General features: G+C 68.0%; 20 protein-coding genes and 1 pseudogene. 14 read left to right on the forward strand and 7 right to left on the reverse strand.

The window, feature by feature from the left end; all coding sequences use genetic code 11:
* Positions 1 to 124 precede the first annotated feature (124 nt).
* The 7 genes from IPV08_RS22615 to IPV08_RS22645 all read left to right on the forward strand — a co-directional run bounded on the left by IPV08_RS22615 (position 125) and on the right by IPV08_RS22645 (position 10,701).
* On the forward strand, positions 125 to 2,662 hold the full coding sequence (locus IPV08_RS22615; RefSeq protein ID WP_210348665.1) for a cellulose biosynthesis cyclic di-GMP-binding regulatory protein BcsB: 2,538 nt from the start codon (positions 125 to 127) through the stop codon (positions 2,660 to 2,662).
* Positions 2,659 to 3,840: a glycosyl hydrolase family 8 gene (locus IPV08_RS22620; RefSeq protein ID WP_207413880.1), complete on the forward strand. Its 1,182-nt coding sequence runs from the start codon at positions 2,659 to 2,661 to the stop codon at positions 3,838 to 3,840. The genes IPV08_RS22615 and IPV08_RS22620 overlap by 4 nt, the downstream gene beginning before the upstream one ends.
* Positions 3,825 to 5,870, forward strand: a complete 2,046-nt coding sequence (locus tag IPV08_RS22625) for a hypothetical protein (RefSeq protein WP_207413882.1) — start codon at positions 3,825 to 3,827, stop codon at positions 5,868 to 5,870. Before IPV08_RS22620 ends, IPV08_RS22625 begins: the two co-directional genes overlap by 16 nt.
* Positions 5,867 to 6,862, forward strand: coding sequence for a cellulose biosynthesis protein BcsN (bcsN, locus tag IPV08_RS22630; RefSeq protein ID WP_207413884.1), 996 nt, complete (start codon positions 5,867 to 5,869; stop codon positions 6,860 to 6,862). The genes IPV08_RS22625 and bcsN overlap by 4 nt, the downstream gene beginning before the upstream one ends.
* 1,119 nt (positions 6,863 to 7,981) lie before the next feature.
* The gene (locus IPV08_RS22635) at positions 7,982 to 8,974 is read left to right on the forward strand and encodes an ABC transporter substrate-binding protein (RefSeq protein WP_207413886.1); all 993 of its coding nucleotides are present in this window, start codon (positions 7,982 to 7,984) and stop codon (positions 8,972 to 8,974) included.
* 5 nt (positions 8,975 to 8,979) lie between these two features.
* On the forward strand, positions 8,980 to 10,023 hold the full coding sequence (locus IPV08_RS22640) for an LLM class flavin-dependent oxidoreductase (protein WP_207413888.1): 1,044 nt from the start codon (positions 8,980 to 8,982) through the stop codon (positions 10,021 to 10,023).
* A gap of 120 nt (positions 10,024 to 10,143) precedes the next feature.
* Positions 10,144 to 10,701, forward strand: coding sequence for a TetR family transcriptional regulator (locus tag IPV08_RS22645; protein ID WP_207413890.1), 558 nt, complete (start codon positions 10,144 to 10,146; stop codon positions 10,699 to 10,701).
* 10 nt (positions 10,702 to 10,711) lie between these two features.
* Here the strand turns inward: IPV08_RS22645 and IPV08_RS22650 are convergent, their stop codons facing one another.
* Positions 10,712 to 11,875 carry a dimethylmenaquinone methyltransferase gene (locus IPV08_RS22650; protein WP_207413892.1) on the reverse strand — a complete coding sequence of 388 codons (1,164 nt, stop codon included), beginning with the start codon at positions 11,873 to 11,875 and terminating at the stop codon, positions 10,712 to 10,714.
* 106 nt (positions 11,876 to 11,981) lie between these two features.
* Positions 11,982 to 13,112: a mechanosensitive ion channel domain-containing protein gene (locus IPV08_RS22655; protein ID WP_207413894.1), complete on the reverse strand. Its 1,131-nt coding sequence runs from the start codon at positions 13,110 to 13,112 to the stop codon at positions 11,982 to 11,984.
* A gap of 451 nt (positions 13,113 to 13,563) precedes the next feature.
* Here IPV08_RS22655 and IPV08_RS24810 point away from each other — a divergent pair, with 451 nt between their 5' ends.
* Both IPV08_RS24810 and IPV08_RS22665 read left to right on the forward strand, forming a co-directional pair.
* On the forward strand, positions 13,564 to 13,905 hold the full coding sequence (locus tag IPV08_RS24810) for a NepR family anti-sigma factor (RefSeq protein ID WP_246748163.1): 342 nt from the start codon (positions 13,564 to 13,566) through the stop codon (positions 13,903 to 13,905).
* Positions 13,905 to 14,480, forward strand: coding sequence for a sigma-70 family RNA polymerase sigma factor (locus tag IPV08_RS22665; protein WP_207413911.1), 576 nt, complete (start codon positions 13,905 to 13,907; stop codon positions 14,478 to 14,480). Before IPV08_RS24810 ends, IPV08_RS22665 begins: the two co-directional genes overlap by 1 nt.
* A gap of 119 nt (positions 14,481 to 14,599) precedes the next feature.
* Here IPV08_RS22665 and IPV08_RS22670 read toward each other — a convergent pair whose 3' ends face one another.
* The 3 genes from IPV08_RS22670 to argH all read right to left on the reverse strand — a co-directional run bounded on the left by IPV08_RS22670 (position 14,600) and on the right by argH (position 17,299).
* On the reverse strand, positions 14,600 to 15,265 hold the full coding sequence (locus IPV08_RS22670; protein WP_207413896.1) for an invasion associated locus b family protein: 666 nt from the start codon (positions 15,263 to 15,265) through the stop codon (positions 14,600 to 14,602).
* A gap of 207 nt (positions 15,266 to 15,472) precedes the next feature.
* Positions 15,473 to 15,802 carry a hypothetical protein gene (locus tag IPV08_RS22675; protein ID WP_246748165.1) on the reverse strand — a complete coding sequence of 110 codons (330 nt, stop codon included), beginning with the start codon at positions 15,800 to 15,802 and terminating at the stop codon, positions 15,473 to 15,475.
* 99 nt (positions 15,803 to 15,901) lie between these two features.
* Positions 15,902 to 17,299 carry an argininosuccinate lyase gene (gene argH / locus IPV08_RS22680; RefSeq protein ID WP_207413898.1) on the reverse strand — a complete coding sequence of 466 codons (1,398 nt, stop codon included), beginning with the start codon at positions 17,297 to 17,299 and terminating at the stop codon, positions 15,902 to 15,904.
* A gap of 54 nt (positions 17,300 to 17,353) precedes the next feature.
* Here argH and IPV08_RS22685 point away from each other — a divergent pair, with 54 nt between their 5' ends.
* The 4 genes from IPV08_RS22685 (at position 17,354) to IPV08_RS22700 (ending at position 21,716) form a co-directional block, all read left to right on the forward strand.
* Positions 17,354 to 18,001, forward strand: coding sequence for a TlpA disulfide reductase family protein (locus tag IPV08_RS22685; RefSeq protein ID WP_207413915.1), 648 nt, complete (start codon positions 17,354 to 17,356; stop codon positions 17,999 to 18,001).
* Between the two features lie 244 nt (positions 18,002 to 18,245).
* Positions 18,246 to 19,934 (forward strand): methyl-accepting chemotaxis protein, encoded by a 1,689-nt coding sequence (locus IPV08_RS22690; protein WP_207413900.1) that lies wholly within the window; start codon positions 18,246 to 18,248, stop codon positions 19,932 to 19,934.
* A gap of 121 nt (positions 19,935 to 20,055) precedes the next feature.
* The gene (locus IPV08_RS22695; protein WP_207413902.1) at positions 20,056 to 21,222 is read left to right on the forward strand and encodes a YncE family protein; all 1,167 of its coding nucleotides are present in this window, start codon (positions 20,056 to 20,058) and stop codon (positions 21,220 to 21,222) included.
* Positions 21,223 to 21,434: 212 nt separating this feature from the next.
* Entirely contained in the window at positions 21,435 to 21,716 is a 282-nt protein-coding gene (locus IPV08_RS22700; protein ID WP_207413904.1) for a hypothetical protein, read from the forward strand.
* A gap of 10 nt (positions 21,717 to 21,726) precedes the next feature.
* On the opposite strand, the gene murJ is transcribed toward IPV08_RS22700, so the two are convergent.
* Both murJ and IPV08_RS22710 read right to left on the reverse strand, forming a co-directional pair.
* Entirely contained in the window at positions 21,727 to 23,256 is a 1,530-nt protein-coding gene (gene murJ / locus IPV08_RS22705; protein WP_207413906.1) for a murein biosynthesis integral membrane protein MurJ, read from the reverse strand.
* 260 nt (positions 23,257 to 23,516) lie between these two features.
* Positions 23,517 to 24,116, reverse strand: a complete 600-nt coding sequence (locus tag IPV08_RS22710) for a superoxide dismutase (RefSeq protein WP_018041792.1) — start codon at positions 24,114 to 24,116, stop codon at positions 23,517 to 23,519.
* Positions 24,117 to 24,354: 238 nt separating this feature from the next.
* Here IPV08_RS22710 and IPV08_RS22715 point away from each other — a divergent pair.
* A pseudogene (locus IPV08_RS22715) lies at positions 24,355 to 24,537 on the forward strand (hypothetical protein); the annotation flags it as partial.

Genomic DNA, 24,537 nt, shown 5'->3' on the forward strand with positions numbered 1-24,537 from the left:
AGGCCGCGACGGACTGGGTCCGGCTGATGCTGGAATTCGAGAACGACCGCCTTCTCGAAAGCTCGGGCAAGCAAGCGAGCCGTGGGTCGCACGACCCGCTCGTGCGGACGTGAGGCAGATCACCATGTCGACCTTTCGCGTCCTCGCCTGTCTTGGCGCCCTCGGCCTGATCCTGCAGACGCCGGCCGGCCAAGCCCAGAGCTTCCTCGGATCGGGGCCGACCGAGCGCTTCTCGGTGCCGCCCGTGGGCGATGCCATGCGCCGCCCGGACGCCCCGCCGTCCGCAACCCGCCCCGCCGCGCCCCCCGAGGAGGCCCAGCGCGAGCCTGTCGGCCGGATCGCCCCGGCGCGGCGCCTCGCGGCCACCACCGACGGGTTCCGGATGGAGGGGGAGGAGGCGACACTGCGCTTCCCGGTCTATCTGACGGAAGCACAGACGCGGGGCCGCCCGCGCCTGCGCATCTCCTACCTCTCGGCCATCTCGGTCGCGCCCGAAGCCTCCGAACTGACCGTGAGCGTCAACGGAGCGGTGGTCGGACGCACCAATATCCAGGCGCCGGGCGCGGTGAAGGTGGTGGAATTCGAGATTCCGGAGGGAAGCCTCAAGCTCGGCTACAACGCCGTCTCCCTGCAGGCGAGCCAGCGCCACCGGGTCGATTGCTCGCTCAACGCCACCTACGAACTCTGGACGCAGATCGATCCGTCGCGCTCCGGGCTCGTGGTCGCGCCGGTCGCTGCCGCCAGCCTCGAACTCAAGGATCTTCCCGCCCTCGAGCCCGACCATAGCGGCGCCCTGCCGGTGCGGGTGGTCGCCAACGACAAGCCGAACCTGCCCCGGCTCGAGCGTATGATCCACGCGGTGGAGGCGGTGGGCCTGATCGGTCGCATCGCCCGGCCGGTGGTGGAGTTCGGCCCGCCCATGTCGGGCCGGTCGGGTCTCAACCTCATCGTCGGGACGGCGGCGGAATTGCGGGAGATGCCCGATCTCGAATCGATCGGCGCCACCGGCGGGCCGAGGCTGGTGGTCCTGCCGCCGCGCCCGGACCGGGTACCGACCCTGGTTGTCACGGGCACCAGCTATGCCGAGATCGAGGAAGCCATCGCCGCCCTGGCGCGGGGAGGAGAGGTCTACGGCACTCCCGCCGGCCTGAAGGCGGCGTCCCTCGCACGCGGCACCATCCTGGACGGTGACGAGACGGTCTCGCTGCAGAGCCTCGGCGTCTCGACCCGCGAATTCTCGGGGCGGCTGCTGCGCACCGCCTTCGACGTCTACCTGCCGGCGGATTTCCTGCCTGCGGACTACGGTAAGGTCATGCTGAACCTGGCGGGCGCCTACGCGTCCGGCCTGACCTCGGACGCCCGCATCCTCGTGGATCTCAACGGCAGCAATGCCGCCAGCGTGCCGCTGGCCCAGACCCGCGGCGAGGTGTTCGAGAACAACACGATCCCGCTGCCCCTGGCGAAATGGCGTCCGGGCCTCAACCGCGTCGCGATCATGGCCCAGGTTCCCGCCCCGGCGGACGAGACCTGCGGCCTCAACGCCACGGACTCGAAGCGGGAGCGCTTCCTCATCCTCGACCGCGCGAGCCTGTCGATTCCCACCCTGGCGCACGCGGCCAGGATTCCCGATCTCGCCGCGACGACGAGCGGGGCCCTGGCCTTCGTCAAGTCCGAACGCCGTCCGCGTCTGGTCCTGCCCACCCTCGACAAGGACACGGTGGCGGCCGCCGCGACCCTCGCCGCCAGACTGGCGGGCGCCGCCGGGCGGATGATCGATTTCGAGCTCGCCGGCGACATGCAGAGCGGCTCTCCCGGGCCGACCCTCGTCGTCGCTCCGGTGCGGTCCCTGTCTCCCTCGACGCTGTCGGGGCTGGGCCTCGACCCGGACCAGATCAGGACGATCTGGCAGGCGCGCGCGGAAACGGCGCGGGCGCCCGGCCAGTCCGGCTCGGTGCCGGCTCCGACCCTGGACCGGCTTCGCCGCAACCTGCCGCCGCGCTGCAGCCTGCCCGAACTGACCTTGCGCGCGCCGGCCCCCAGCCCGACCATTGCCTCCGCCGCGCCCGCCGAGGCGCGACGTTCGCCCCAGGCCAGGCTGTCGGACGGTGATCTCGTCACGAAATGGGACGAGACCCTTCGTGCGCGCCATCCCGTCCTCGAAGCTGCGGACGGCGTCGTCGAGCGGGGGAGGGCCTTGCTCAACTCCGTCGTGGGTGACCCCCGCGCCTTGTTCAGCGCGGCGCCGTCGACGCCCGCCACGGTCGCCGTTCCCCCCGGCGCCAGCCTGATCATGGCCCAGGGCTTTCCGACGGCGGCGGCGGCGCAGAACGGCTTCGACGGGTCGGTGACCGTGATCACCGCCCCCAATGCCTTGCTGCTCAAGGCTTCGGCGGCCTGCCTCATCGATCCCGAGGTCTGGTCGCGCATTGATGGGCGCTTCGCCTTCCTCGATGCCTCGGACGGATCCCTCGAGACAGTGGCTCCCCGGAACGTGGAGCTCGTCGAGACGAAGACGCGCTCACTCTCCAACATTCGCCTCGTCACCGCCGGCTGGCTCTCGATGAACCCGGCGATCTATGTGGCGCTGACCCTTGGGCTCGCCCTGCTCCTCGGCCTGACGACGACGTCCCTTGTCCGCAATATCGGCCGGAAAAACGGATGACTCGCACCGTGAATCCCATTCTCGGCCTGGTTCTCGGCGCGGCACTGGCCGCCGCGAGCCCCTGGATCGTTCCCGCGAGGGCGCAGGACGGCGCCTCGCCGGTTCCACCCGCCACCGCGATGCCCGGTGCCCCCACCGCGAAAGGCGAAGCCATGCCGGGAGCCTCGAAGCCGGCGGTTCTCGCCGATTCCTTGAAGAATCCCGATGCCTGGCGCTCCTACCGGTCCCGCTTCATCACCGAGGCGGGCCGCGTGGTGGACACCGCCAACGGTATGATCAGCCACAGCGAAGGGCAGGGCTACGGCATGCTCCTCGCGGTCGCCGCCAATGACCGGACCACCTTCGAACGGCTCTGGGGATGGACCCGCGCCAACCTGATGGTCCGCTCGGACGAGCTGCTGGCCTGGCGCTGGGAGCCCGGCAAACGACCGGCGGTGGCCGATCTCAACGACGCGTCCGACGGCGACATCCTCGTGGCCTGGGCCCTCACCGAAGCGGCCGAGGCCTGGGACGAGGCCTCGTACCGGGTGGCCGCGCGGCGCATCGCCGTGGAGGTGGCGCGCAAGACCATCCTGTTCAAGGACAAGAACGGGGCACTGCTGCTGCCGGCGGTCTCCGGCTTCTCCGCCGCCGAACGCGCGGACGGGCCGCTGATCAACCTTTCCTACTGGGTTTTCCCGGCCTTCGCCCGGCTCCCCATCGTGGCCCCCGAATTCGACTGGGCGGCCCTGACCGCCAGCGGGCTCAACCTGATCCGCCGCTCCCGCTTCGGGACGGCGAAGCTGCCGACCGAATGGATCTCCCTGAAGGGCGAGGAGCCGCGTCCGGCGGATGGATTCCCGCCGCTCTTCTCCTACAACGCCATTCGCATTCCCCTCTACATGGTCTGGGCGGGTGTGGGACGCCCGAGCGATTACGACCCCTTCGTCGCGCTCTGGTCCGGCCCCGACCGGGAGCGCCTGCCCATCGTCGACACCTCCGACGGCCGGACGGTCGAGTCCCTGAGCGAGAGCGGCTATACCGCCCTCTCGGGGCTGCTCCTGTGCGACCGGAAGGGCATGCCGCTGCCCGACGGGTTCGGACGGCCGCAGGGGAACGAGAACTACTATCCGACCACGCTGCACCTCCTGTCGATGGTGGCGCTGCAGATGAGGAACCTGTCATGTCCGGCACGGTGATCCGCGGATGGGGGAGGCCGGCGACCGCTCGCGCCACGGGAGCGGCGCGGGGTTTCGCCTTGCTCTGCGGCGTCTCCCTCGCCGGGTTCTGCCTCGTCGCTCCGTTGGCGGCGCAGACCGAGAGCCCGGACGACGCGGCGCGTGCGCCCGCGATCATCGCGGTGCCCGGCAGTTCCGCCGCCGCCGGCATGGTCGATGAGAGCGCCCTGCGCTACTACGCGTCGCAGAAGCAGACGGCGCGGATGAAGGCCGAGGCGGCGCGGCTGAAGCAGCTCTATCCCGGCTGGGTCGAACCCACCGACCTCGACACCCTGCAGCCGAGCCCGCCTGAGGAGGCGCCGCTCTGGGACCTGTTCACTGCCGGGCGTTTCGACGACCTCGATGCGGCGATCGCGGCCCGCCGCGCCGCCGACCCGAACTGGCGCCCCTCCGACGAACTGTCGCGCAAGCTCCTGCGGGCCAGTTTCCGCAGCCGCCTGAAAGCCCTGACCACCGCGCGCAAGACGGCGGATATCGTCACCCTCTACCGGGCCGACCCGAGTGCCCTCGATCCGAGCGACGTGGAAAGCTACTGGACCACGGCGGAAGCCCTGGCCTCCGAAGGGGGAGCGGCCGGATCGGACGAGGCCCTGGCCCTCTACAAGACCGTGCTCGACACCAGCAACGACACCAGCGTGCGGTTGGCCACGATCCAGAAGGCGATGTCGACCTTGCCAATGGCACTGGCGGAGAAGCTCATCGCCATCGGGCGCACGGATGCCGAGGGAGGCTCCGAGTTCAAGGCGATCGCCAACGACATCACCCGCGCCCGCATCGTCGCGGATCTCCACGGCGCTCCGGCCCAGGAGCCGAGCGCGGCGGACATGGCCGCGTTCCAAGCCTATGCCCGCGCCTCCGGCGATGCGAGCCAGACCGGATTGCTCGGCTGGTACACCTACAACCACCGCCAGTTCCGCGCGGCCCTCGACTGGTTCAAGCTCGCCATCAGCCGTGGCGGCGATGCCATGATCGCCCATGGCCTCGCCCATACCCTGCGCGAGCTCGGGATGCTGCGGGAGGCCGAGGAGGTCGCCTATGCCTGGCGCGACAAGTATGTCGGCAACAGCATCCTGTTCATCGACCTCATGGGCCGCAGGCTGACGCAGGCCAATCCCAGCTTCATCGATCTGGAGCGGATCAACCGCTATGCGAAGGTGACCCTGGCCACGGCGTCGGGGGAGGGGGCCGAGGCCCTCGGCTGGTACGCCTACAATTCCTGCCAGTTCGAGGCCGCGCTGGAATGGTTTCAGCACGCGGTCGCCTGGCTTCCGAGCGAATCCGCCGTGACCGGCTATGCCCTGTCGCTGCAGCGCCTCAAGCGGAAGCAGGATTACCTCACCATCGTGAACCGCTACGACGGCCTGTTCCCCAAAGTGGTGGATCTCCTGTTCCGCGAGGGGCCGGCCGGACCACCCCTGGCCTGCGCCGCGACAGCGGACGCAGCCCCGTCCCAGGGGGGGCGCCCGGCACCGGGCGCTTCCGCCGCTCCCGCCCCGGCCGCGCCGGCCCGGAACACGGCAGCCTATGGCCGGGTGCCCAAACCCGATGCGTCGGGAGACGGCCAGGCCAAGCCCCTGCCGGTCCAGCGCAGCGAATTCCCCCTCGCGGTGTCGGCGGAGAACCCCCTGCGCTACGCTCCGCCCTCCCTGGCGCGGGTGGTCGCGGATCGGCAGGATGGCGCCTTTCTGGCCGAGCCGCCCGCCTCGAAGACCATGCCGCTCGTAGCGCGCCGGGTATCGGGAGCGGGGCCGATGCCCTACGAGAGCTATGGCTTCAACCTGTTGCCGGGCTATGACGGCTCCGAGCGGCCCTCCACCCTGTCGGAGCCGGGCGAGGGCACCCTATGGCGGGCGCAGCAGGCCTCGCGGAACCGTGGCCCGCAGGAGCGTGCTGCGTCGGAGGCCGACCGCTTCACCTTGCCCAATTCGCAGGCCGTCAATCGCGGCTACGATCAGCCCGATACCGCGCCGAGCTCGATGCAACGTCCATGATCCGCTCCCATCGGTTGGTCTCCTCCCTGCGATCCGGCGTTTTCGCTGCCCTGGTCCTCCTGCCGTGGGCCTTCACGACACGGGCCGCTCTCGCGCAATCCGTGGTCGAGATCCCCGGCGCGGGCCGCGTCTCGGATGTAGCGCAGACCTCCTTTCGCGATGGCTTCGCCCAGCGCGTGACCTTCGCCGGTGGCCCACGCAACTACGCCGAGATCAGCGTCCGCAACGGAGCCGATGCGGGGGGGCGCTTCGGCTCCGCCCTGACCATGGCGAAGCCGACCCGCCTCGGCATCGCCGCGGAACTCCTGGCGCGCTTTCCCGGGGAGGGCATGCGCGTCTCCACCGTTCCCAAGCGGAACGCCTATGGCCCCGTGGGGCTCGCGGTGGGCAGCAACTGCCTCTACGCTTGGCAATGGATCGATCTCGCTCCGCGATCCGGCGGGCGATCGGCCCCCGACAGTCTCTTCGGCGGAAGCACCGAGCGCGCGGCGTCCCTCCGGGTGAGCCTGTGCCGGACGGCTACCGCGACCCTCGCGGATCTCGTCTCCGGCGTCGAACGCATGAACCTCTCCCTCGGTGCCGGGCGCGAGGGCGGACGACCGCACGTATCGACCCGTGCGGCGCCCAAGCCCCGGCGCGAGGCACCGTCCGTCCGCGCTTCGAAGGAGCCCGCGAAGGCGGCGGCGCAGCCGCCCGGTGCCATGGAACGGCCGAGCGCACGAAACCAGAAAGCCGATGACGGCCGGCGTGCCCCGGTTCCGGTCGTGGAGCGCACTTCCCCCACGATCCCGTTGCCGCCTGCCGCGGGCACCGCCGTTCCGCTGCCGGCCGGTCCCGCCACGGGCGCCCCGCGCTACATCACCGATCCGGCCCCCGCCCTTGCGCCAACGGCTCCCGTCGCCGCGCCGAAACCCGCTGCCCCCACGAGCGTGGAGACGGAGGACCGCCTGTCCCCCGATCTGCCGATCCGGGCCTATCGCCCACCGCCGTAGCGCCGACGCCGCATCTGTTTACCAACTCTTCGCCCATCGTCGGCGACGTGTTCCTGGCGCCTCCCGGTGTGGGGATGCGCGAGGGCGCGACGGGAGCGGTCGCTCACGGATGCGGAGAAGGCGGATCCGGTTCGCCGGCCGTGCTTCGATGACGATCTTCACGCCATGCCTGGGCGCCTGCTGCCAGTGATGTCCAATCCCGGGAGGCAGGCCGAGATCATGCATCCATAGCAGCGGCGTCTTCCTGCGACCGGGCGGCGATCGATGTCTCATCGATTGCCACATTCGCGTTTGACAACCCTGACGGATACTCCTTCTGCTCTTTTGAAAGGTTGCGAATTTTTCTATAAATTATCCAAGATCTTAATTTATTGCGCATCATGGGGGCCGCTTTTCCGATGCAGCATTTCGACAAGGGACACCTGCCCGAGCCCGGTCCTCATTATGCCGACCATTTGGCCATCCAGGCCGTCATGATCTGCCGCGTGGTCATGGAGACAATCGTAATCGGAATTATTCTATTTGAATTGTCGGTATTACTAAACGTTTAATTGTGCGTCATCTTCAATTTAAGAATGATGTACTCAAGATGCTTGGTTTCCCGCGAGCAGGATCGCGGATGGAAGGTCGGTTGGCTTAGCGTCGCGAATCATGGGCGTCGCAGGCCTTCGAGAAGCGAATGCCTCGCAGGCTTCGATCATGCCGCCGTGCTTGTGCCTGTGGCGACTGGTCCTGGACTGGCGGCCTCTGCATCCTCACATCTAACCACGATCTGCGGTCCTTGCTGGTGCATCTCCGGCGTTCGGCCCATTGCAGGGTCTCGAGCGACTGCTTTAAGCCATGGAACGTGCCGTTTCGAGAACGAATGGCATCGCTGTCGCCATCTTGAAGGATAAGCATCTCAACGACGAGGGGGTGGGAAATATTCGTCCGCGAAGGCGGGGAAATTCAAAAAACTGTTTTCTTGCGGAGAAGTCAAGCATCTCGGTAAGACACCGGGGTCGGTCGGTGCCTATGCTTGGTCAAGCCGCAGATCCGCAGGCGCTGTCTGAATCTGTGTGGGGCTTCATCTTGTAATAAGCTCGCACCGGACGTGCTTTTCTCACCCTGGAGACGAAGATGAATCACGACACTCCGGGCGGAGCATCCCCCTCGCGCCGGACGATTCTGCGTGCCGGCTTAGGAGTGGCAGCGAGCCTGTCGCTCGGATCGCCGGCGGTGCACGCCGCCGAGCGCACCGTCCGCCTGAGCTACCAGCGCTCCTCGACCCTGCTCACCATCCTGAAGGCGAAGGGCACCTTGGACGAGCGTCTGAAGCCCCTCGGCTTCGCACCGTCCTGGCATCTGTTCACCAGCGTGATCGAGCCGATGAATGCGGGGGCCGTCGATCTGCACGCGGACGTGGCGGATGCCATCCCGATCTTCACTCAGGCCGCCAACGCTCAGCTCACCTTCTACGCGCGCGAGATCGGTGTTCCTTCGGCCGAGGCGATCATCGTACCGGCCGAATCGCCCATCCGCTCCATCGCGGACCTGAAGGGCCGGACGGTCGGCGTATCGCGTGGGTCGGGCTGCCATTTCATCCTGGCGGCGGCGCTGAAGAAGGCCGGTCTCGGCTTCCCCGATATCAAGCCGGCCTATCTCCAGGCGCCCGAGGGGCTCGTCGCGTTCAACCAGGGCAGTCTCGATGCCTGGGTCATCTGGGACCCCTTTCTTGCCATCGCGCAGTCCAAGCGGCCGGTGCGCGTGCTGGCCGACGCCACCGGCCTGTCGAGCTATCACCGCTATTTCCTCGCCAACGACCGTTTCGTGGCCGAGAACCCGCAGGTCGTCGCCATGGTCTACGAGGCCCTGAAGGAAGCCGGCCGGTGGGCGAAGGCCGAGCCGGACGCCGCGGTGGCGCTGCTGGCCCCGATCTGGGGCGACCTGTCCCCCGACATCGTCGCGACGGTGAACCGCCGCCGGACCTACGAAGTCACTCCCGTGACCCGTGCCGAACTCGGCGAGCAGCAGGAGATCGCCGACACGTTCTATGAGGCCAAGCTGATCCCCCGCAAGCTCGACGCCACCGGGGTGGCGATCTGGCAGCCGCCCGCCGCGCGGGCGGGGTGACGCGCATGAGTGATGTGCCCCGTTTCGGGATCTGGGCGGCCGTCCACGGCTCGCGCGCGTCCCACCACGATCCGGACGAGCCGGACGATGCAAGCTGGACACGTAACCGGGCCCTGGTGCTGGAGGCCGAGGCGTTGGGCTTCGACTCGGTCCTGGTGGCCCAGCACACCGCGAATCCCTACGACGACGAGCGCGACCAGCTGGAGGCCTGGACCGCCTCCGCTGCGCTGGCCGCCCTGACCCGCCGCATCGAGATCATCGCGGCGATCAAGCCGGGGCTCTACCACCCGGTCGTGCTCGCCAAGATGGCCCTGCAGATCGAGCATGTGAGCGAGGGTCGCTTCGCCCTCAACCTCGTGAATGCTTGGAACAAGGCCGAGTTCGAGCGGGCGGGCCTGCCCTTCCCGGCCCATGACGACCGCTACGCCTATGGCCGGGAATGGATCGGCCTCGTGGACCGGCTCATGCGGGGCGAACGCGTGACCCATGCGGGCCGGCATTTCCATGTCGAGGATTACCAGTTGCGCCCGGTCGGGACCTTTCGGCCACGGCCGACGGTCTATCTCGGCGGCGAATCCGAGCCGGCCCGCGCCCTGGCGGCGGAGCGGGCGGATGTCTGGTTCATCAACGGACAGCCGCTCGACGATGTCAGGGCCCTGATCGCGGATGTCGCGCGCCGGCCCGCCGCCAACGGGCCGCTGCGCTACGGCCTCTCCGCCTTCGTGATCGCCCGCGAGACGGATGCCGAGGCTGAGGCCGAGCATGCCCGGCTCCTCGCCCTGGCGCGGCGCGACGAGGGGCTACGGAATGCCACGAGGGCCCGTACCGACGCCGCCAGCGTGATGTTCGCCAAGACCGATGCGGCGGCGGCCCAGCATGTCGGCACCAATGGCGGCACGGCGGCCGGGCTCGTCGGCAGCTACGAGACCGTCGCCGCGCGCATCCGCGCCTTTCATGACGCCGGCATCGACCTGTTCATGCTGCAGTTCCAGCCGTTCGAGGCCGAGATGCGGCGCTTTGCAAAGGAGATCCTGCCACGCGTGCGGTGAGCCCGCGACACGAAGAATCAAGCCCGGTGGCATCGACTGCCCCGGATCGCTGTAGCGATGCCCCCTTTTGCATGAGGCCGATCATCTATATGTTGGGAGGTCAAGCAGGAGGATCTCACCGTGCCAAAGGTTTCACAGGCGCAGGCCAAGCTGAACCGGCAACGGGTGGTCGAGGTCGCTGCGGCCATGTTCCGCGAGCGCGGACTGCATGGCGTCGGCGTCGCCGACATCATGGCCTCGGCGGGCCTGACGCATGGCGGTTTCTATGGCCAGTTCGCCAGCAAGGAGGCGCTGGCGGTCGAGGCGTTCGACTTGGCCGCCAACCAGAACTGGCGCCCTGACGATCTCGACGGATGGATGGCGGGTTACCTGACTCTCGGCCACGTTCGGAACCCGGGCCTCGGCTGTCCACTGGCGTGTCTGGCCAATGACGTGTCGCGTGAAGCGCCGGGTTCTCCGCTGCGGGCGCGGTTCCTTCACGGGGCCCGAGGCCTGATCGAGCGCATGACCGGCCTGCTTCCCGCGGCCCTGGCGAAGCGGCGACGGCAGCGGGCCTTGGCGAGCCTGTCGCTCATGATCGGAGCCGTCGCCCTGGCCCGCGCCATCGATGACGATGAGCTCAGCGAGGAGGTGCTGGCGGCGGCCCGCGGCGTCCTCACCACGGGCAAGGTCGGCTGAGGAGCGAGGTTCAGCCCTTCCAGGCCTTGAGCGCCGCGAAGGGGCTGGAGGCCGGATCGGGCTGGGGCGGGTTGAGCACCGGCTCCACCTGGGAGACGGCATCGGCCAGGGAGAAGGCCGATCCGGCATTCAGCTTGCCGCCGGCCGCATCCTTGTGGCCACCGCCACGGAACTTGCGCGCACCGTCCAGCGCCGTTTCGTTGTTCGAGCGGAACGACAGCGAGCCGGTACGCTGGACGTTGACGACGCGGGTCGCCCTGCCGCTCTCCATCACGAGGTCGGACACACGCTGGAACATGCCCGAATCGAGGCCGAAGGACAGCATCGTCCCATCCGAGAGCCGCTGGAACAGGGCATCCGACCGGGCAAGCGCTCGGGCCATCCGCATGCGGGTGGTGAGGGTCGGGTCGTCTTGAGGCTCGTCGGCGAGGAGCGCGTCCACGAGGCGACGCCGGGTCGCGGCGATCTCGGCCTCGACGCGGGCCGGCGATGCCCCCTCGCGCAACAGGGCGGAGACCGCCCGCAGCAGCGCACTGATGAAGCGGTCATGCCAGGGATGGCCCACCGGGATCAGGGTCGCGACGTTGTCCCAGAAGATCTCGTCCAGGGCGAGGCCGCCCCGGAAGGTCGGGCGCTCCTTCTTCCATAGGTCGAGGGCATCGACGGCGGCGACAAGCGTCTCGAGTTCCTCGGTCGTCCCGGCCTCCACCTCACGCGAGGCGTAGAGCTCCCGATGCTCGTAGGCGAGGCGGGTGGCACAGCGGTCCTCGTCGATGAGCACGATCACGTTCGGGTCGGAGAGTTCGACCTTGGTGAGGCCGGGTCTCTCCGGCACGGGCGCGAGGGTGAGGCCCTGGTCGCGCAGCTGGTCGAGGGAGGAGGCATGGTGGTCGAGCACGATCAGCCGGTGCCGCGCTGCCTCGTCGCGACGCAGGTTCATGGAAGTGAACCGGGTGATGAAGGTGACGGCGACGGCCTCCAACCCGAGATCCGTCATGATCAGGCATTCGGGCGCCTGGGCGCGGGAGAGCCGCTTCAATTCCGCGTCGACCACCGGGCCGACATCGGCATAGCGCGGGATATGGACGATCCGCGACACGTCGAGGAAGGCACCGACGATGGTCGAGGCTCCGTAGCCGTCGAGGTCGTGGTGGGTCAGCTGGGTGACGGTCAAGGTTCGTCCTCGTGGCTCGGGTCTTCCGCTCGCCTTATGGGCCAGACGGGCGGGCTCGGCGAGCCATACCACCGGGGATCGGGTGAAATTCCCCGGCGGCGACGCGTTACGCCGCGCGGCGCGGAATTTCCGGCTCCTGCCGGGGGAGGGGCGCAGCCTCCGCCTGCATCCATTCCGCCCGCTGGCGCGGCAGGGCACCGGGATATTCCGTCTGCAGGAAGAAGATCATCTTCTCGCGCACCTCGCAGCGCAGGTCCCATGCCTGCGGAGCGTTGCGGGCGCTCACCAGCATCCTGATCTCGATGACGCTCTCCTTGGCGTCGGACACTTGGAGATTGACCACGTTGCGGTCCCACAGGCGCGACTGCGCCGCGATCTCGGAAAGCTTCGCCCGCATCGCCTCCACCGGCGCGCGGTGATCGACATAGAGGAAGACGCTGCCGATGAGCGAGGCGCCCTCGCGGGTCCAGTTCTGGAACGGCTTCTGGATGAAGTAGGTCAGCGGCAGGACGAGGCGGCGCCAGTCCCAGAGCCGGATGACCACATAGGTGGAGTTGATCTCCTCGACCCAGCCCCATTCGTTCTCCACGATCACCGCATCCTCGATTCGGATCGGCTGCGTGATCGCGATCTGGATGCCCGCCACGAGGTTCGAGAGGACCGGTTGCATCGCGAGGCCCAGGATCAGCCCCGCCGCCCCGGCCGAGGCGAGCAGGCTGACGCCGTATTGCCGGACCGGCTCGAAGGTCATCAGCGCGATGGAGATGGTCAGCAGCGCGACGAGCGTCACGCCGGCGCGCTCCAGAATTCGCATCTGGGTGAAGTGCTTGCGCGCGAGAAGGTTGTCCTCCGCGTCGAGCTTGAACCGGCGCAGGTAGATCACTGTCGCGATATGCAGGGCGGTGGCGCAGCACCAGCCGGCCAGCGCCACGAGCGCGACGACGAGGATCTGGTTGAGGACGATCCGCACGTCCCATGAGAGGGGTGCGGCAGACGAAGCCGCCGTGACGGAAACGATCAGCAGCGCGAGACGGCTCGGCCCATGCGTCCGCGAGACCAGGGACCGCCAGAACAGGCTCCGATCCGCCACTGCGCGCTGCATGGCGCGGAACACGACGCCATGGAGCGGGAGGACCACGGCACAGCATCCGGCGACGAGAGCAAGGGTCTGCGCCCACCAGGGCAGCCACGTGAGCCAGCGGATCGCATCGCCTGCGAGCGATTGGATGATCGGCATCGGACCTCCTGTATCAGCGGGGCCAATGATCCCGTTGGATGGCGGTTCCGCGCCGCACGGGCAGCCCCGTGCGGTGCACAACCGTGCGATACCGAAGGGACATTCGAGGCCGGAAATTCATATTTCCGCTCGATTTCAGGCGGCGCGATCGATGTCCCTACGCGCCGCGCCGAGGCGCATAAAGCCGTTAGGATTCCTGAATTGGTCGGGCCGGCCTTCATCATCCCCGCGCGGGGCACCGTTCTCGTTCAGCATCCATCCAGATTTGTAAATGTAGTGTGGATCTACGGCTCAGCTTGTTCTGGCTGTGCTTCCGCATAAGATGTCTTTCGACACATCGAATCGCGCAAGAGACGCTGCTTTTACAAGCTTAAAGGTTTCTGAATACATTTTTCAGAACGCGTTAAAGCGCTCGTCACTAGGACTGACACCGACATAACGGTGGAGAACCATGACGATCGACGCCAGCGATATCCACGGCCCTTTCGAGGTGCTGGACGTGGGGAAACGTGTACCCCGTGACCACGCCTGCGGCGGCGAAGCGTCGTCTGCGGAAGCGGAAGCGGAAGCCTTGGCCGGCCCCGGTCCGAGCGTCGCACAAGTCGGCATGGACCGATCGGGCATGGACCGATCGGGAATGGACCGAGCGGGCATGGACACGGAGTCCCGGCGGCGGATCGGTCGAAACCTCCGCATTCTCTACGGCAACGTCCTGGATCTGCCGCTCCCCGACCGTTTCGAGACCCTTCTCGCCGAACTCGCGGCCAAGCCTGCTTCGCGGGAGACCTCATGATGAGCTGCCATACCCATCCTGTCGGCACGCCCTCGGGCGCCGATACCGAGATGCGTGAGCTTCTGCTCGGCGCGATTCCGGCCCTGAGAGCGTTCGCCTATTCGTTGACCTACGATCTCGATCGCAGCGACGACCTCGTTCAGGACACGCTGGTCCGCGCCTGGACCAAGGCGGACAGCTTCACGCGGGGCACGAACCTGACGGCCTGGCTGTTCACCATCTTGCGCAACCTGTTCTATTCCGAGCAACGCAAGCGCAAGCGCGAGGTGGAGGATGCCGACGGCGTCCATGCCGCGCGGCTCACCAGCCTGCCCGAGCAGGAGATCCGGGTGGAGATGCGGGAGTTCCAGGCCGCCCTCGACCTGCTGCCGCTGAGCCAGCGCGAGGCCCTCGTCCTCGTCGGCGCGCAGAGCTTCACCTACGAGGAGGCCGCCGAAATCTGCGGTGTCGCCGTGGGAACGATGAAAAGCCGTGTCAGCCGCGCCCGTGGCCGGCTGATCGAAACACTGGGCATGAACGGCACCGAGGATATCGGGGCCGACGCGCTCACACGGGCAGCCCTGGGCGGTGCCTGATCCTGCCCGCTCCGCAAAACGCGGTTCCTAATGGCGGGCCTCGATGACGTCTTCTCATCGGGGCCCGGCTGTGCGAGTGCGTGGCAGCGGACACTCGCGCGCCTCGTTGAGGCTTGGTCTTACTTGCATTCCTCGCGGGCGCGCTTCATCGCGTCGCCGAAGCCCGCCAACGCGTATTCGTCGCTGGTGGCGGTGCCGCGCATGGACGTCGTCTTGACCTGAACCTTGGCCAGTTTGGCCATCTCGCCGACGAGGCGGGCCTCTTCGGATGGGTTCTGCAGCCAGGCATTCTCGTCCTTCACGACCAAGCCGTATTGCGAACTGCCGAGGCTGAGGATCGGATCGGAGGCGGCCGTGGCATTGGCCTTTGCCTGGCTGGCGGCCGGCTTGGGCGGGAAGCCGAACATGACCGCGACCTCGTTCTGCACGTTGTCACCCTTGCGGATGGTGACGAACAAGTAGGCGGTGTCGCGTTTGAGCGTTTTCGGTGTGCGGGCCTGGGGCTGAGCGATGGCGTAGCAGGTGCGTGATTTGCCCTGGCCGTTGGCGAAGACGTTCCAGTCCCCGAAGATGGCGACCGGCGTCGCCTGCTGCATGCCCGGCGCGCTGACCGCTTTCTTCTTCTCTCGCCCGCGCCCCCGTGATTTGGCCGGAGCCTCGGCTGCGGTGGCGGCCTCCTGCTGCGCCAGTGCCGGCGAGGGAGCGGTGAGAGAGGCCGGGCCGAGGGTCGCCAGGACAGCCGCCGAGGCGCTGACGGCGAGGAGGCGGCGGAGAGGATGCTGCATCGTGTTCAGGTTCTCGAATACGAAAGAAGGCCCGCCGACAGCGTGGAGGGCAAATCTGCGCCGCGAAGGACGGACTGGCAGCCAAAGCGGCTGTCCCGACACAGGCTGTAAAATTGTGCGGAATTGCGGCGAGGCGCCATCAGGCGTTCACGCCGGGCCGGATCGACCAGCGGCTCCGCGCGAATGGGGTCGGCGCGTTGGGACGATTCAGGCCGGGTGCCCCTCCGGTGCGAAGGTCGGTCCCGCGAGGATGGCGCCCATTGCCATCTCCACCCGCGGCGGCTCGGCGATGGCCGACAGATCGGCGATCGAGGCTGCCATATGCGGTGCGGTGGCATTGGCTTCCATCACGTCGCGGACGGGCAGGGCGCGGGGCTTCGGGTCGTTGTAGGGCGTGTTGTAGCATTTGCGGATCGATGCCCAGAACGCAGCCCGGTCCGCCTCGGGCAGGCGGGCCAGAACGGTATCGATCAGCGTGGTGGCTTCCGCCGCGAGGGCGGCGGTGTCTTCGGGATTCATCCAACTCTCGACGGGCATCGACATCTCCGGCGTGCGTGGGTCCGAGCTTTAGGCAGGATCACATAGCTCGACCGTGAACGCATCCGCTCCGGCCGAGCTTTTTTGTCGCCCTGTGAATCACGCTGTCGCGGCTGGCGCGTCGAGCAGCGCCAGCCAGCGTGTGGCCTGCGTCCTCACGTTGTCCGGCGCGGTGCCGCCATAGCTGGTGCGGCTGGAAACGGAGTTTTCCACGCCCAGCACCGCATAGACCGCATCGGTGATCCTCGGCTCGGCCGCCTGCATCTCGGACAACGCCAATTCCTCCAGCCCGATCCCCTTGGCGGATGCAGCGCCGACGAGGCGGCCGGTGACGTGATGCGCCTCGCGGAACGGTAGGCCGAGCTCGCGCACCAGCCAATCGGCGAGGTCCGTGGCGGTGGCGTAGCCGGAGCCGGCGGCGCGGGCGAGCACCTCGGCATTGGGCTCCAGGTCGCGGACCATGCCGGTCATGGCGGCCAGACACAGGGAGAGCGCCTGCAGCGCGTCGAACGTGCCTTCCTTGTCCTCCTGCATGTCCTTCGAATAGGCCAGCGGCAGGCCCTTCATCACGATGAGCAGGCCGGTCAGCGCGCCGATGACGCGGCCGGACTTGGCGCGGACGAGCTCGGCCGCATCAGGGTTGCGCTTCTGCGGCATGATCGACGAGCCGGTCGTGTAGCCGTCCGACAATTTCACGAAGTTGAACTGGGCCGAGGTCCAGACCACGAGTTCCTCGGCGAAGCGCGACAGGTGCACGGCGCAGATCGAGGCGGCGGAGAGCGATTCCAGGGCGAAGTCGCGGTCGGCTACCGAGTCGAGGGAGTTGGCGGTGGGCCGGTCGAACCCGAGCGCCGCCGCCGTGGCGTGCCGGTCGATGGGGAAGGAGGTGCCGGCCAGCGCCGCGGCTCCGAGCGGGCACTCGTTGAGCCGCGCGCGGGCATCGCGGAACCGGCCACGGTCGCGGGCCAGCATCTCCACATAGGCCAGACAATGGTGCCCGAACGTGACGGGCTGGGCCGATTGCAGATGGGTGAAGCCCGGCATCACCGTGGCGGCGTGCGCCAGCGCCTTCTCGGCCAGAGCCCGCTGCAGGCCGGCGGCCTGCTCGTCGAGACTGTCGAGGGTGTCGCGCACCCAGAGCTTCATGTCGGTCGCGACCTGGTCGTTGCGCGAGCGGGCCGTGTGCAGGCGCCCGGCCGCGGGGCCGACGATCTCGGTGAGCCGGCTCTCGACGGACATGTGGATGTCCTCGAGCTCGCGCTTGAAGACGAAGCCGCCGCCCTCGATTTCCGCGCGCACGGCCTTGAGACCGTCCTCGATCGCTGCCACATCGGCCAATGGCAGGATGCCCGCCTTACCCAGCATCGCCACATGCGCCAGCGAGCCGCGGATGTCCTGGGGTGCGAGGCGCTTGTCGAATCCGATGGAGGCGTTGATCTCCTCCATGATCTCGGCGGGGCCGCTCGCGAAGCGCCCGCCCCACATCCGGTTGCTCATGTCGACACTGTTCCTCTCGGCCGCCCCATCCACCCGTCGGGCGACGCAACGATGATGCCCGGAGCCAAGGCGACCCTGGCTGCGGGAGCCGTCGTCGCCGTCCTGATCGCGGGCGGTCTCGCCGTATACGGGACGCGTCCGACCGGCGGCAACAGCGAGGCGGTGGCAGAACCGTGCCGTGGTGCCGTGGAGACGATCGCGCGCATCGCGCCCCATGCCCGTGGCGAGGTGGCGGCCATGGAGGTCTCCAAGGTTCCGCGCGCCGCGCCGGACCTCGTGTTCAAGGGGCCGGACGGCACCGACCGGACTCTCGCCCAGCTACAGGGGCGGCTCGCGCTGGTGAACCTGTGGGCGACCTGGTGCGCGCCCTGCAAGGCCGAGATGCCGGCCCTCGACCGGCTCGAGCAGATGCTAGGGGGGACTGACTTCACCGTCGCGGCGATCAATGTGGACACGCGCAATCTCGAGAAGCCGCCGCAATGGCTGAAGGAGAATGGGATCACGAACCTCGCCTACTATGCCGATCCCGGCGGGCGGGTGCTGCCGGCCATGCAGAAGGCGACCGGTTCGCTCGGCCTGCCCACGACGATGCTGGTGGACGCCAAGGGCTGTATCCTCGGCGTGATGAAGGGACCGGCCGATTGGGGCAGCGAGGATGCCAAGCGGCTGATCCGAGGGGCGCTCGGCCGCGCGCCGGATTGAACCCAAGCCGAAGTGAGACTGCGCCGAGGTGAGACCGGGCCGAGCGCCGGATCGTGGCTACGGCCGATGCTCGCTCTGATCAGTGTTCGCGCCATGCAGACTCGGTCGAGTTCAGTCTAGAAACAGACACGACACGAATTTGCGGTTGCCGCTCAGGGCGCGGCAAGTGTCGATCGGCGACGTTACCGGATCTTAACATGCTCGGTGTTCCATCGGAAATTCGGATTTCGAGGTCGCCGCTTCCATGTTTCGTAAGTCTTTCTCCGTTCGAGCAAAGCTCGTCGCCAGCTTCGGAATCATGTTCTTGTTGTCGGCTGCACTCGCAGGGGCATCGCTCTATTTTCTCCGGGCCGTCAATGACATCGCGCGGGAGATGCGGGACGATCACCTGCCGAAGACCGAGATGCTCGGCAGGATCCAGGTTCTCGTCCTGCGGCAGCGGGTGAGTGGCGGGCGTCTGATCACCGCGGATACGCCGGAACTGCGCGCCAGCGTCGCCGCCACGCTCAAATTGCGTGCCGATGAGATGCGCGACGTCCAGGCGGCCTACACGCCTCGCCTGGACACGGCCGAGGAGAAGGCACTGTACAAGGCGTTCGAGACCCAATGGGTCGCCTATCTGGCGTTGCAGGACGGCATCGTCACGGAGGCGCAGGCCGGGAACCTTGCCCAGGCCCAGCGCACCTACAACACGACCATGTCGACGGGGATCAATGCGGTGCTGGCCGAGCTTCAGAAGCTCGTCACCTACGAAGCACGCGTGGCGCGCGAAAGCGGCACCCAAGCGCAGGCGACCTATGACGGTGCCGTGATCTCGACCATGGTCCTCGTCGCCATCGCCGCGCTCATGGCTTCAGGCGCTGCCATCATGCTGGCACTCACCGTGAGCCGCCCCTTGCGCCGGATGACCTCGGCCATGGAGCTTCTCGCTCGGGGCGACACGGATATCGAGGTCCCCGGCGTCGATCGCATGGACGAAGTGGGCGCGATGGCGAAATCCGTCGTGGTGTTCAAGGACAACATCATCCGCACCCGTGCCCTGGAGGCGGAGACCGAAGCCGCGCGCGCCGGCGCCGAGGCCCAGCGCAGGGCGGTCATGCTCGACATGGCCGATCGGTTCGAGGCCGCGGTCGGCGGCATCGCCACTCAGGTCAGCGCTGCCGCTACGGAGTTGCAGGCCACGGCGGGCAGCATGAGCGCCACGGCCACGATGACCGCCCGACGCTCCGGTAATGCCGCGGCCGCGGCGGACACGGCCGCCGCCAACGTCACCACGGTGGCCTCTGCCGCCGAGGAGCTCGGCTCGTCGGTCCAGGAGATCGGCCGCCAGATGCAAGGCTCCGCCAGCCTGTCCCAGCGTGCCGTCAGCGAAGCGGCCGAGACCGCCGCGCTCGTTCGCGATCTCAGCGAGTCCACGGCCCGTATCGGCGATGTGGTGTCCCTGATCTCGACGATCGCGGGCCAGACCAACCTGCTGGCGCTGAATGCCACCATCGAGGCCGCGCGCGCGGGCGAGGCGGGGAGGGGCTTTGCGGTGGTCGCCTCAGAAGTGAAGGCACTGGCGAACCAGACCGCCAAGGCCACCGAGGAGATCACCGGTCAGATCGCGCGCGTCCAGGCTTCCACCGGTATGGCGGTCTCGGCGATTGCCGGCATCACCCAGCGCATCCGTGAGATCGACGACGTGTCCGCTTCCATCGCCGCGGCCGTGGAGGAGCAGGGTGCGGCGACCCAGGAGATCGTCCGCAACGTCACCGAAGCCTCGGCGGGAACCAGGGAGGTCACCCACAACGTCAGTGCCGTGGCCTCGGCCGCCGAGGAGACGGGGGCCGCCTCGGCCCAGGTTCTCGCCTCGGCCTCGGAATTGTCACTGCAGTTCAACCAGCTCGATACCGCGATGTCGCAGTTCCTCTCCACGGTCCGGGCCGCATGACAGCGGGCGTTTGATCCGCCGCAAACCTTTCCGGTCCTGGATCATTATGCCTTCGTCGCATCGGGATCGGCAGGTGCGGTGGCACGGCGGCTCTCGTCGGCGACGGCTGGGAGTGAGAACGATGCGCCTCGTCGGAATCTTCATGGCGGGGCTCCTCGGCCTCGCGCCCGCCTGCGCCGCCGACGCGCCGGCCTATCTCCTCGTCGGCCTCGACGGAAAAACCTTCTTCCTGCCCGAGGGCGGCCGGAACGGCCCCAATGGACGCGATGCGCTAGCCATCGTCGATGTGAGCGACGAGTCCCGCCCCCGCCTCGCCCATGTCCTGCCCCTCGACAATTCCGTCTACGGGCCGCCCACCAACCTGCAGATCACCCCGGACGGACGGCTCGGGCTGATGGCGAGTTCGGTTCTCATGCGGCAGGAGGGCGAGGCCTGGTACGCGCAGGCGGACGACCGGCTCCACGTGATCGACCTCCTCGCGGACCCGCCGCGTCTGGTGGAGACCATCCGCGTCGGGCGCCAGCCCTCGGGCCTCGCCATCGCGCGAACAGGCGATGTCGCCCTCGTGGCCAACCGCGAGGGCCGCAGCGTCACGATCCTCGCCATTACGGGCACCAGCGTGCGGGTGGCCTCCACCGTGGATGTGGGCGACGAGGCGGCGGCTTTGGCCATCGCCCCAGACGCGCGTCGCGCGTTCGTGGCCAAGAACAAGGCGGCCAAGGTGGGTGTCCTCGCCCTCGATGGCGCCAAAGCCACCTACGATCCCGCCCTCGACTTGCCCGTTGGCCCCGGCATCTATGGCCTGGAGGTCACGCCCGACGGGCGTTTGGCGCTCGCCGCCAATACCGGCCCCGAGCCCAGCGACGGGCACGCCGACAGCGTCAGCGTGATCCGGGCCGATGCGCCACGCCCGGTGGTGACCGGTCACCTCGGCATCGGCGATACGCCCGAAACCCTGACGATCTCGCCCGATGGCCGGCACGCGGCGGTGGCCGTGGTGCGCGGATCAAGCGCTCCGGCGAGCGGCCCCGGCTACACCCCGACCGGGGCGGTGGCGCTGCTCACCATCGATCCGTCGGGGCTCGTCCGCCGCACGGGAGAGGCCGAGGCGGGGGCGGTGACGCAAGGCATCGCCTTCAGTCCATCGGGATCGCATATCTATATCGGCAATTACGTGGACCGAACCATCGGCGTCTACCGCATCGACGGAGATGCAGTTCACGATACGGGGTTCAGGCTGAGTCTTCCCGGCCAACCGGCCTCGATGCGGGGGCGGGCAGGACAGTAACGTCGAGGCTGCCGCGACTAAATCACCTTCGACCGCCCGAACTGACTCGGGAAACCGGTCGGTCCGACGAGATTAATCCCTGTATCGCCAGCAATTTAATTCTGGAACTCGCGCGATTTATCGCCCGTTTTCGGGTTCGATACCGAGAAAGACGCGCAAGCCCGAAACACGAGCCAAGCGAGCGTGTCGGCGATACGAGGCGGAGAGGGTCGATGCAGGAGCAATACACTGGTTCGGCGGGACCGGGACGTCACCGTCGGGTACTCGCCGCCATCCTCGGTCTGTCGTTTCTCATGGGCCTCTCCGAGGCTCGGGCCGCCGTCACCGGAACGGGGGGCGGTCCCGAAACCACCGTCACGGCGCCCCATACCTCGACCACGGGCCAGACCGTTCCGCCGGGTGCGGCCGGCGCCCCCATCGTCGATCCCAATGAACGGACCGACCGGCAGAAGCGGCTGGACCGCGTCCTGAACGGGATTTGCCAGGGCTGCTGAGCCGCGAGAATCAGGCCCGGCGCAGGCGCATGCCGAAGGCCCGTAGGGTCCCCAGCAGCAAGGCGGCGTAGACGAGGGCCCCGACGAGCCCGAGAAGCCCGAGCACGACGATCTCGCGGAAATGCGGCAGGGCCGGTACCGACCGTTCCACAATCGGCAGGCCGTAGATCGCCGTGGCGGCGAGGGCGGCGCAGGCGACGACCACGCCGATCATTGTGATGCCGAGGCCCCGGCTTGGTGCCGTCCAACCCCGGCGCCAAGCAAGCCCCACGAGGAGCGCAAGGTTCAGCCATTGACTGATTGCGGTGGCGAGCGCCAGTCCGGTCACGCCGTAGGGGCCGGTGAGCACGATCTTGAGCGCGACGTTGAGGGCGATGGAGGCGAGCGAGGCGATGAGCGGCGTCATCGTGTCCTGGCGGGCGTAGAAGCTCGCCACCGCGCTGCGCACCAGCACTACGGCGGGGAGCGCGAGGCCGTAGGCGGCGAGTACCGAAGCGGCGCGGGCGGCATCCTCGGCGCTGAACGCTCCGCGCTGGAACAGCGCCGTCATCATCAGGCCCGGCAGGGTGAGGAAGGCGATGGTAAAGGGGGCCGACAGGGCCAGCGAGAAGCCCGCCGCCCGGTTCTGCGCCGCATGCGCCCCCGCAACGTCGCCCTTGGCGATCCGCCGGCTCATCTCCGGAAGCAGCACCGTTCCCGCCGCGATGGCGATGACGCCGAAGGGCAGCTGGTACAGCCGGTCGGCGTAGTAGAGGGCCGAGACCGCTCCGGTGGGCAGGAAACTCGCGATGATCGTGTCGGCGAAGGAGGCGATCTGAAATCCGGCCGCGCCAATCACCGCCGGACCGAGCACCTTGAAGAACCGCGTCATCGCCGGATCGCGCAAGGTCGGCCTCCCCAATTCCGGCGCGATGCCCGCGCGCCGGCAGGCGAGCCAGACGAGGCCGAATTGCAGCACGCCCGAGACGGAGACGCCCCAGGCGGCGGCGTAGGCGGCGTTCGGGAAGAACCCCGCCAGCGCCAGGGCCACCAGCATCGACAGGTTGAGGAGAACCGGCGCTCCCGCCGCCACGGCGAAGCGGCGATGGGCATTGAGGATGCCCGACAGCAGGGTCACCAGGGTGATGAAGAGGAGGTAGGGAAAGGTGATCCGTGTCAGCGCGACGGCGAGATCGAAGCGCAGGGGATCGTCCGAGAAGCCCGGTGCCAGGGCCCGCACCACCCAGGGCATCGCCGACCACGCGAGGGCGAGCAGCACGATCTGCGTCAGTAGCAGAAGGGTGAAGACGCGGGTGGCGAAGCGCCTGGCCGCGCCTTCCTCGCCGGTCTCCGAAAGGCCGGCATAGGCCGGGACGAAAGCGGTGTTGAACGCCCCCTCGCCGAAGATGGCGCGGAAATGGTTCGGCAGGCGGAAGGCGACGACGAAGGCGTCTGCCACTGGCCCCGCCCCGAGCACGGCCGCCATCACCACGTCGCGGGCAAAGCCGGTGACGCGGGAGACCAGCGTCCAGCCGCCGACGGAGAGGATGCTGCGGATCATGCGAATCGACCGGAGAGAGGGAAACGGAACGCTTCGTCGATGCGCGTTCTTCCCTCCCCCTTGTGGGGAGGGAGCGAGGGTGGGGGTGGTTCCGCCGGGCTCCGCAGCGGGTCGCCCAGCCACCCCCACCTCCAACTCCTCCCCACAAGGGGGAGGTTTGCCGCGCTCCGACGGTCTCGTCAGACTTAATGGATGCGAGCAGTTCCGTAAGGCAACGCCGCGGGCCCAGAAGACCCGCGGCGCGACCGTGAGAGCGGAGCTTACTTCGAGGCTTCGCCGTAGAGCTTCTCGACGTATTCCCAGTTCACCAGGTTCTCGATGAACGCCTTGAGGTAGTCGGGACGGCGGTTGCGGTAGTCGATGTAATAGGAGTGCTCCCACACGTCGACGCCGAGGATCGGCTTGGCGCCGTGGACCAGCGGGTTCTCGCCGTTGGGGGTCTTCAGGATCGCGAGCTTGCCGTCCTTGACCGCGAGCCACGCCCAGCCCGAGCCGAACTGGCTGACACCCGCCTGAATGAAGTCCGCCTTGAACTTGTCGAAGCCGCCGAGATCCTCGTCGATCTTCGCGGCCAGGGCCGCCGGGGCCGCGCCGCCGCCATTGGGCTTCATCCAGTTCCAGAAATGGAGGTGGTTGAAGTGCTGGCCGGCATTGTTGAACAGCGGCTGGTTGGTGCCGTAGGACGCCGTGACGATCTCCTCGACGGTCTTGCCTTCGAGACCCGTGCCTTCGAGCAGCTTGTTGCCGGTATCGACATAGGCCTTGTGGTGCTTGTCGTGGTGGAACTCGAGGGTCTCCTTCGACATGTAGGGGCCGAGCGCGTCGTAGGCGTAAGGCAGTTCGGGCAGGGTGAAGGTCATCGGCAGGTCTCCCGGGTCTGGTGGCACAGGATGGCGGGTCTCGCTCCGAGGGATGCGAGGGTCGCGCCGTCATCCGGCCAACGCGTTCGTACCTAAGTCGCTCCTCCGCCAAGGGCAACGGGCGTCCGATATCGAACGGTGAACGGGGATTTCTCCACGGATCGATTTTGCAAAACCCGGGCCGGGCCTTACTGTGCGCGCCGCACTTCCTACGTGCAGGCGTCATCTAGAGAGTTCCATGATCCTCGCGCTGTTCGCGCTCGCCGTCGTCATGATCGTCGGCGGCATTGCTTCCGTGGTCCAGGGCTTTCCCTATGTCAGGCTGGAAAGCGGATGGACGATGACCATCGCGGGCGCCGCCACGGCCTCGTCGGGCGCGCTCCTCCTCGGTCTTGCCGTGGTCGCCACCTACCTGAAGCGG

This window comes from Methylobacterium sp. SD274, from assembly GCF_017355285.1.
In the GTDB taxonomy this organism is placed as follows: Bacteria; Pseudomonadota; Alphaproteobacteria; order Rhizobiales; family Beijerinckiaceae; genus Methylobacterium.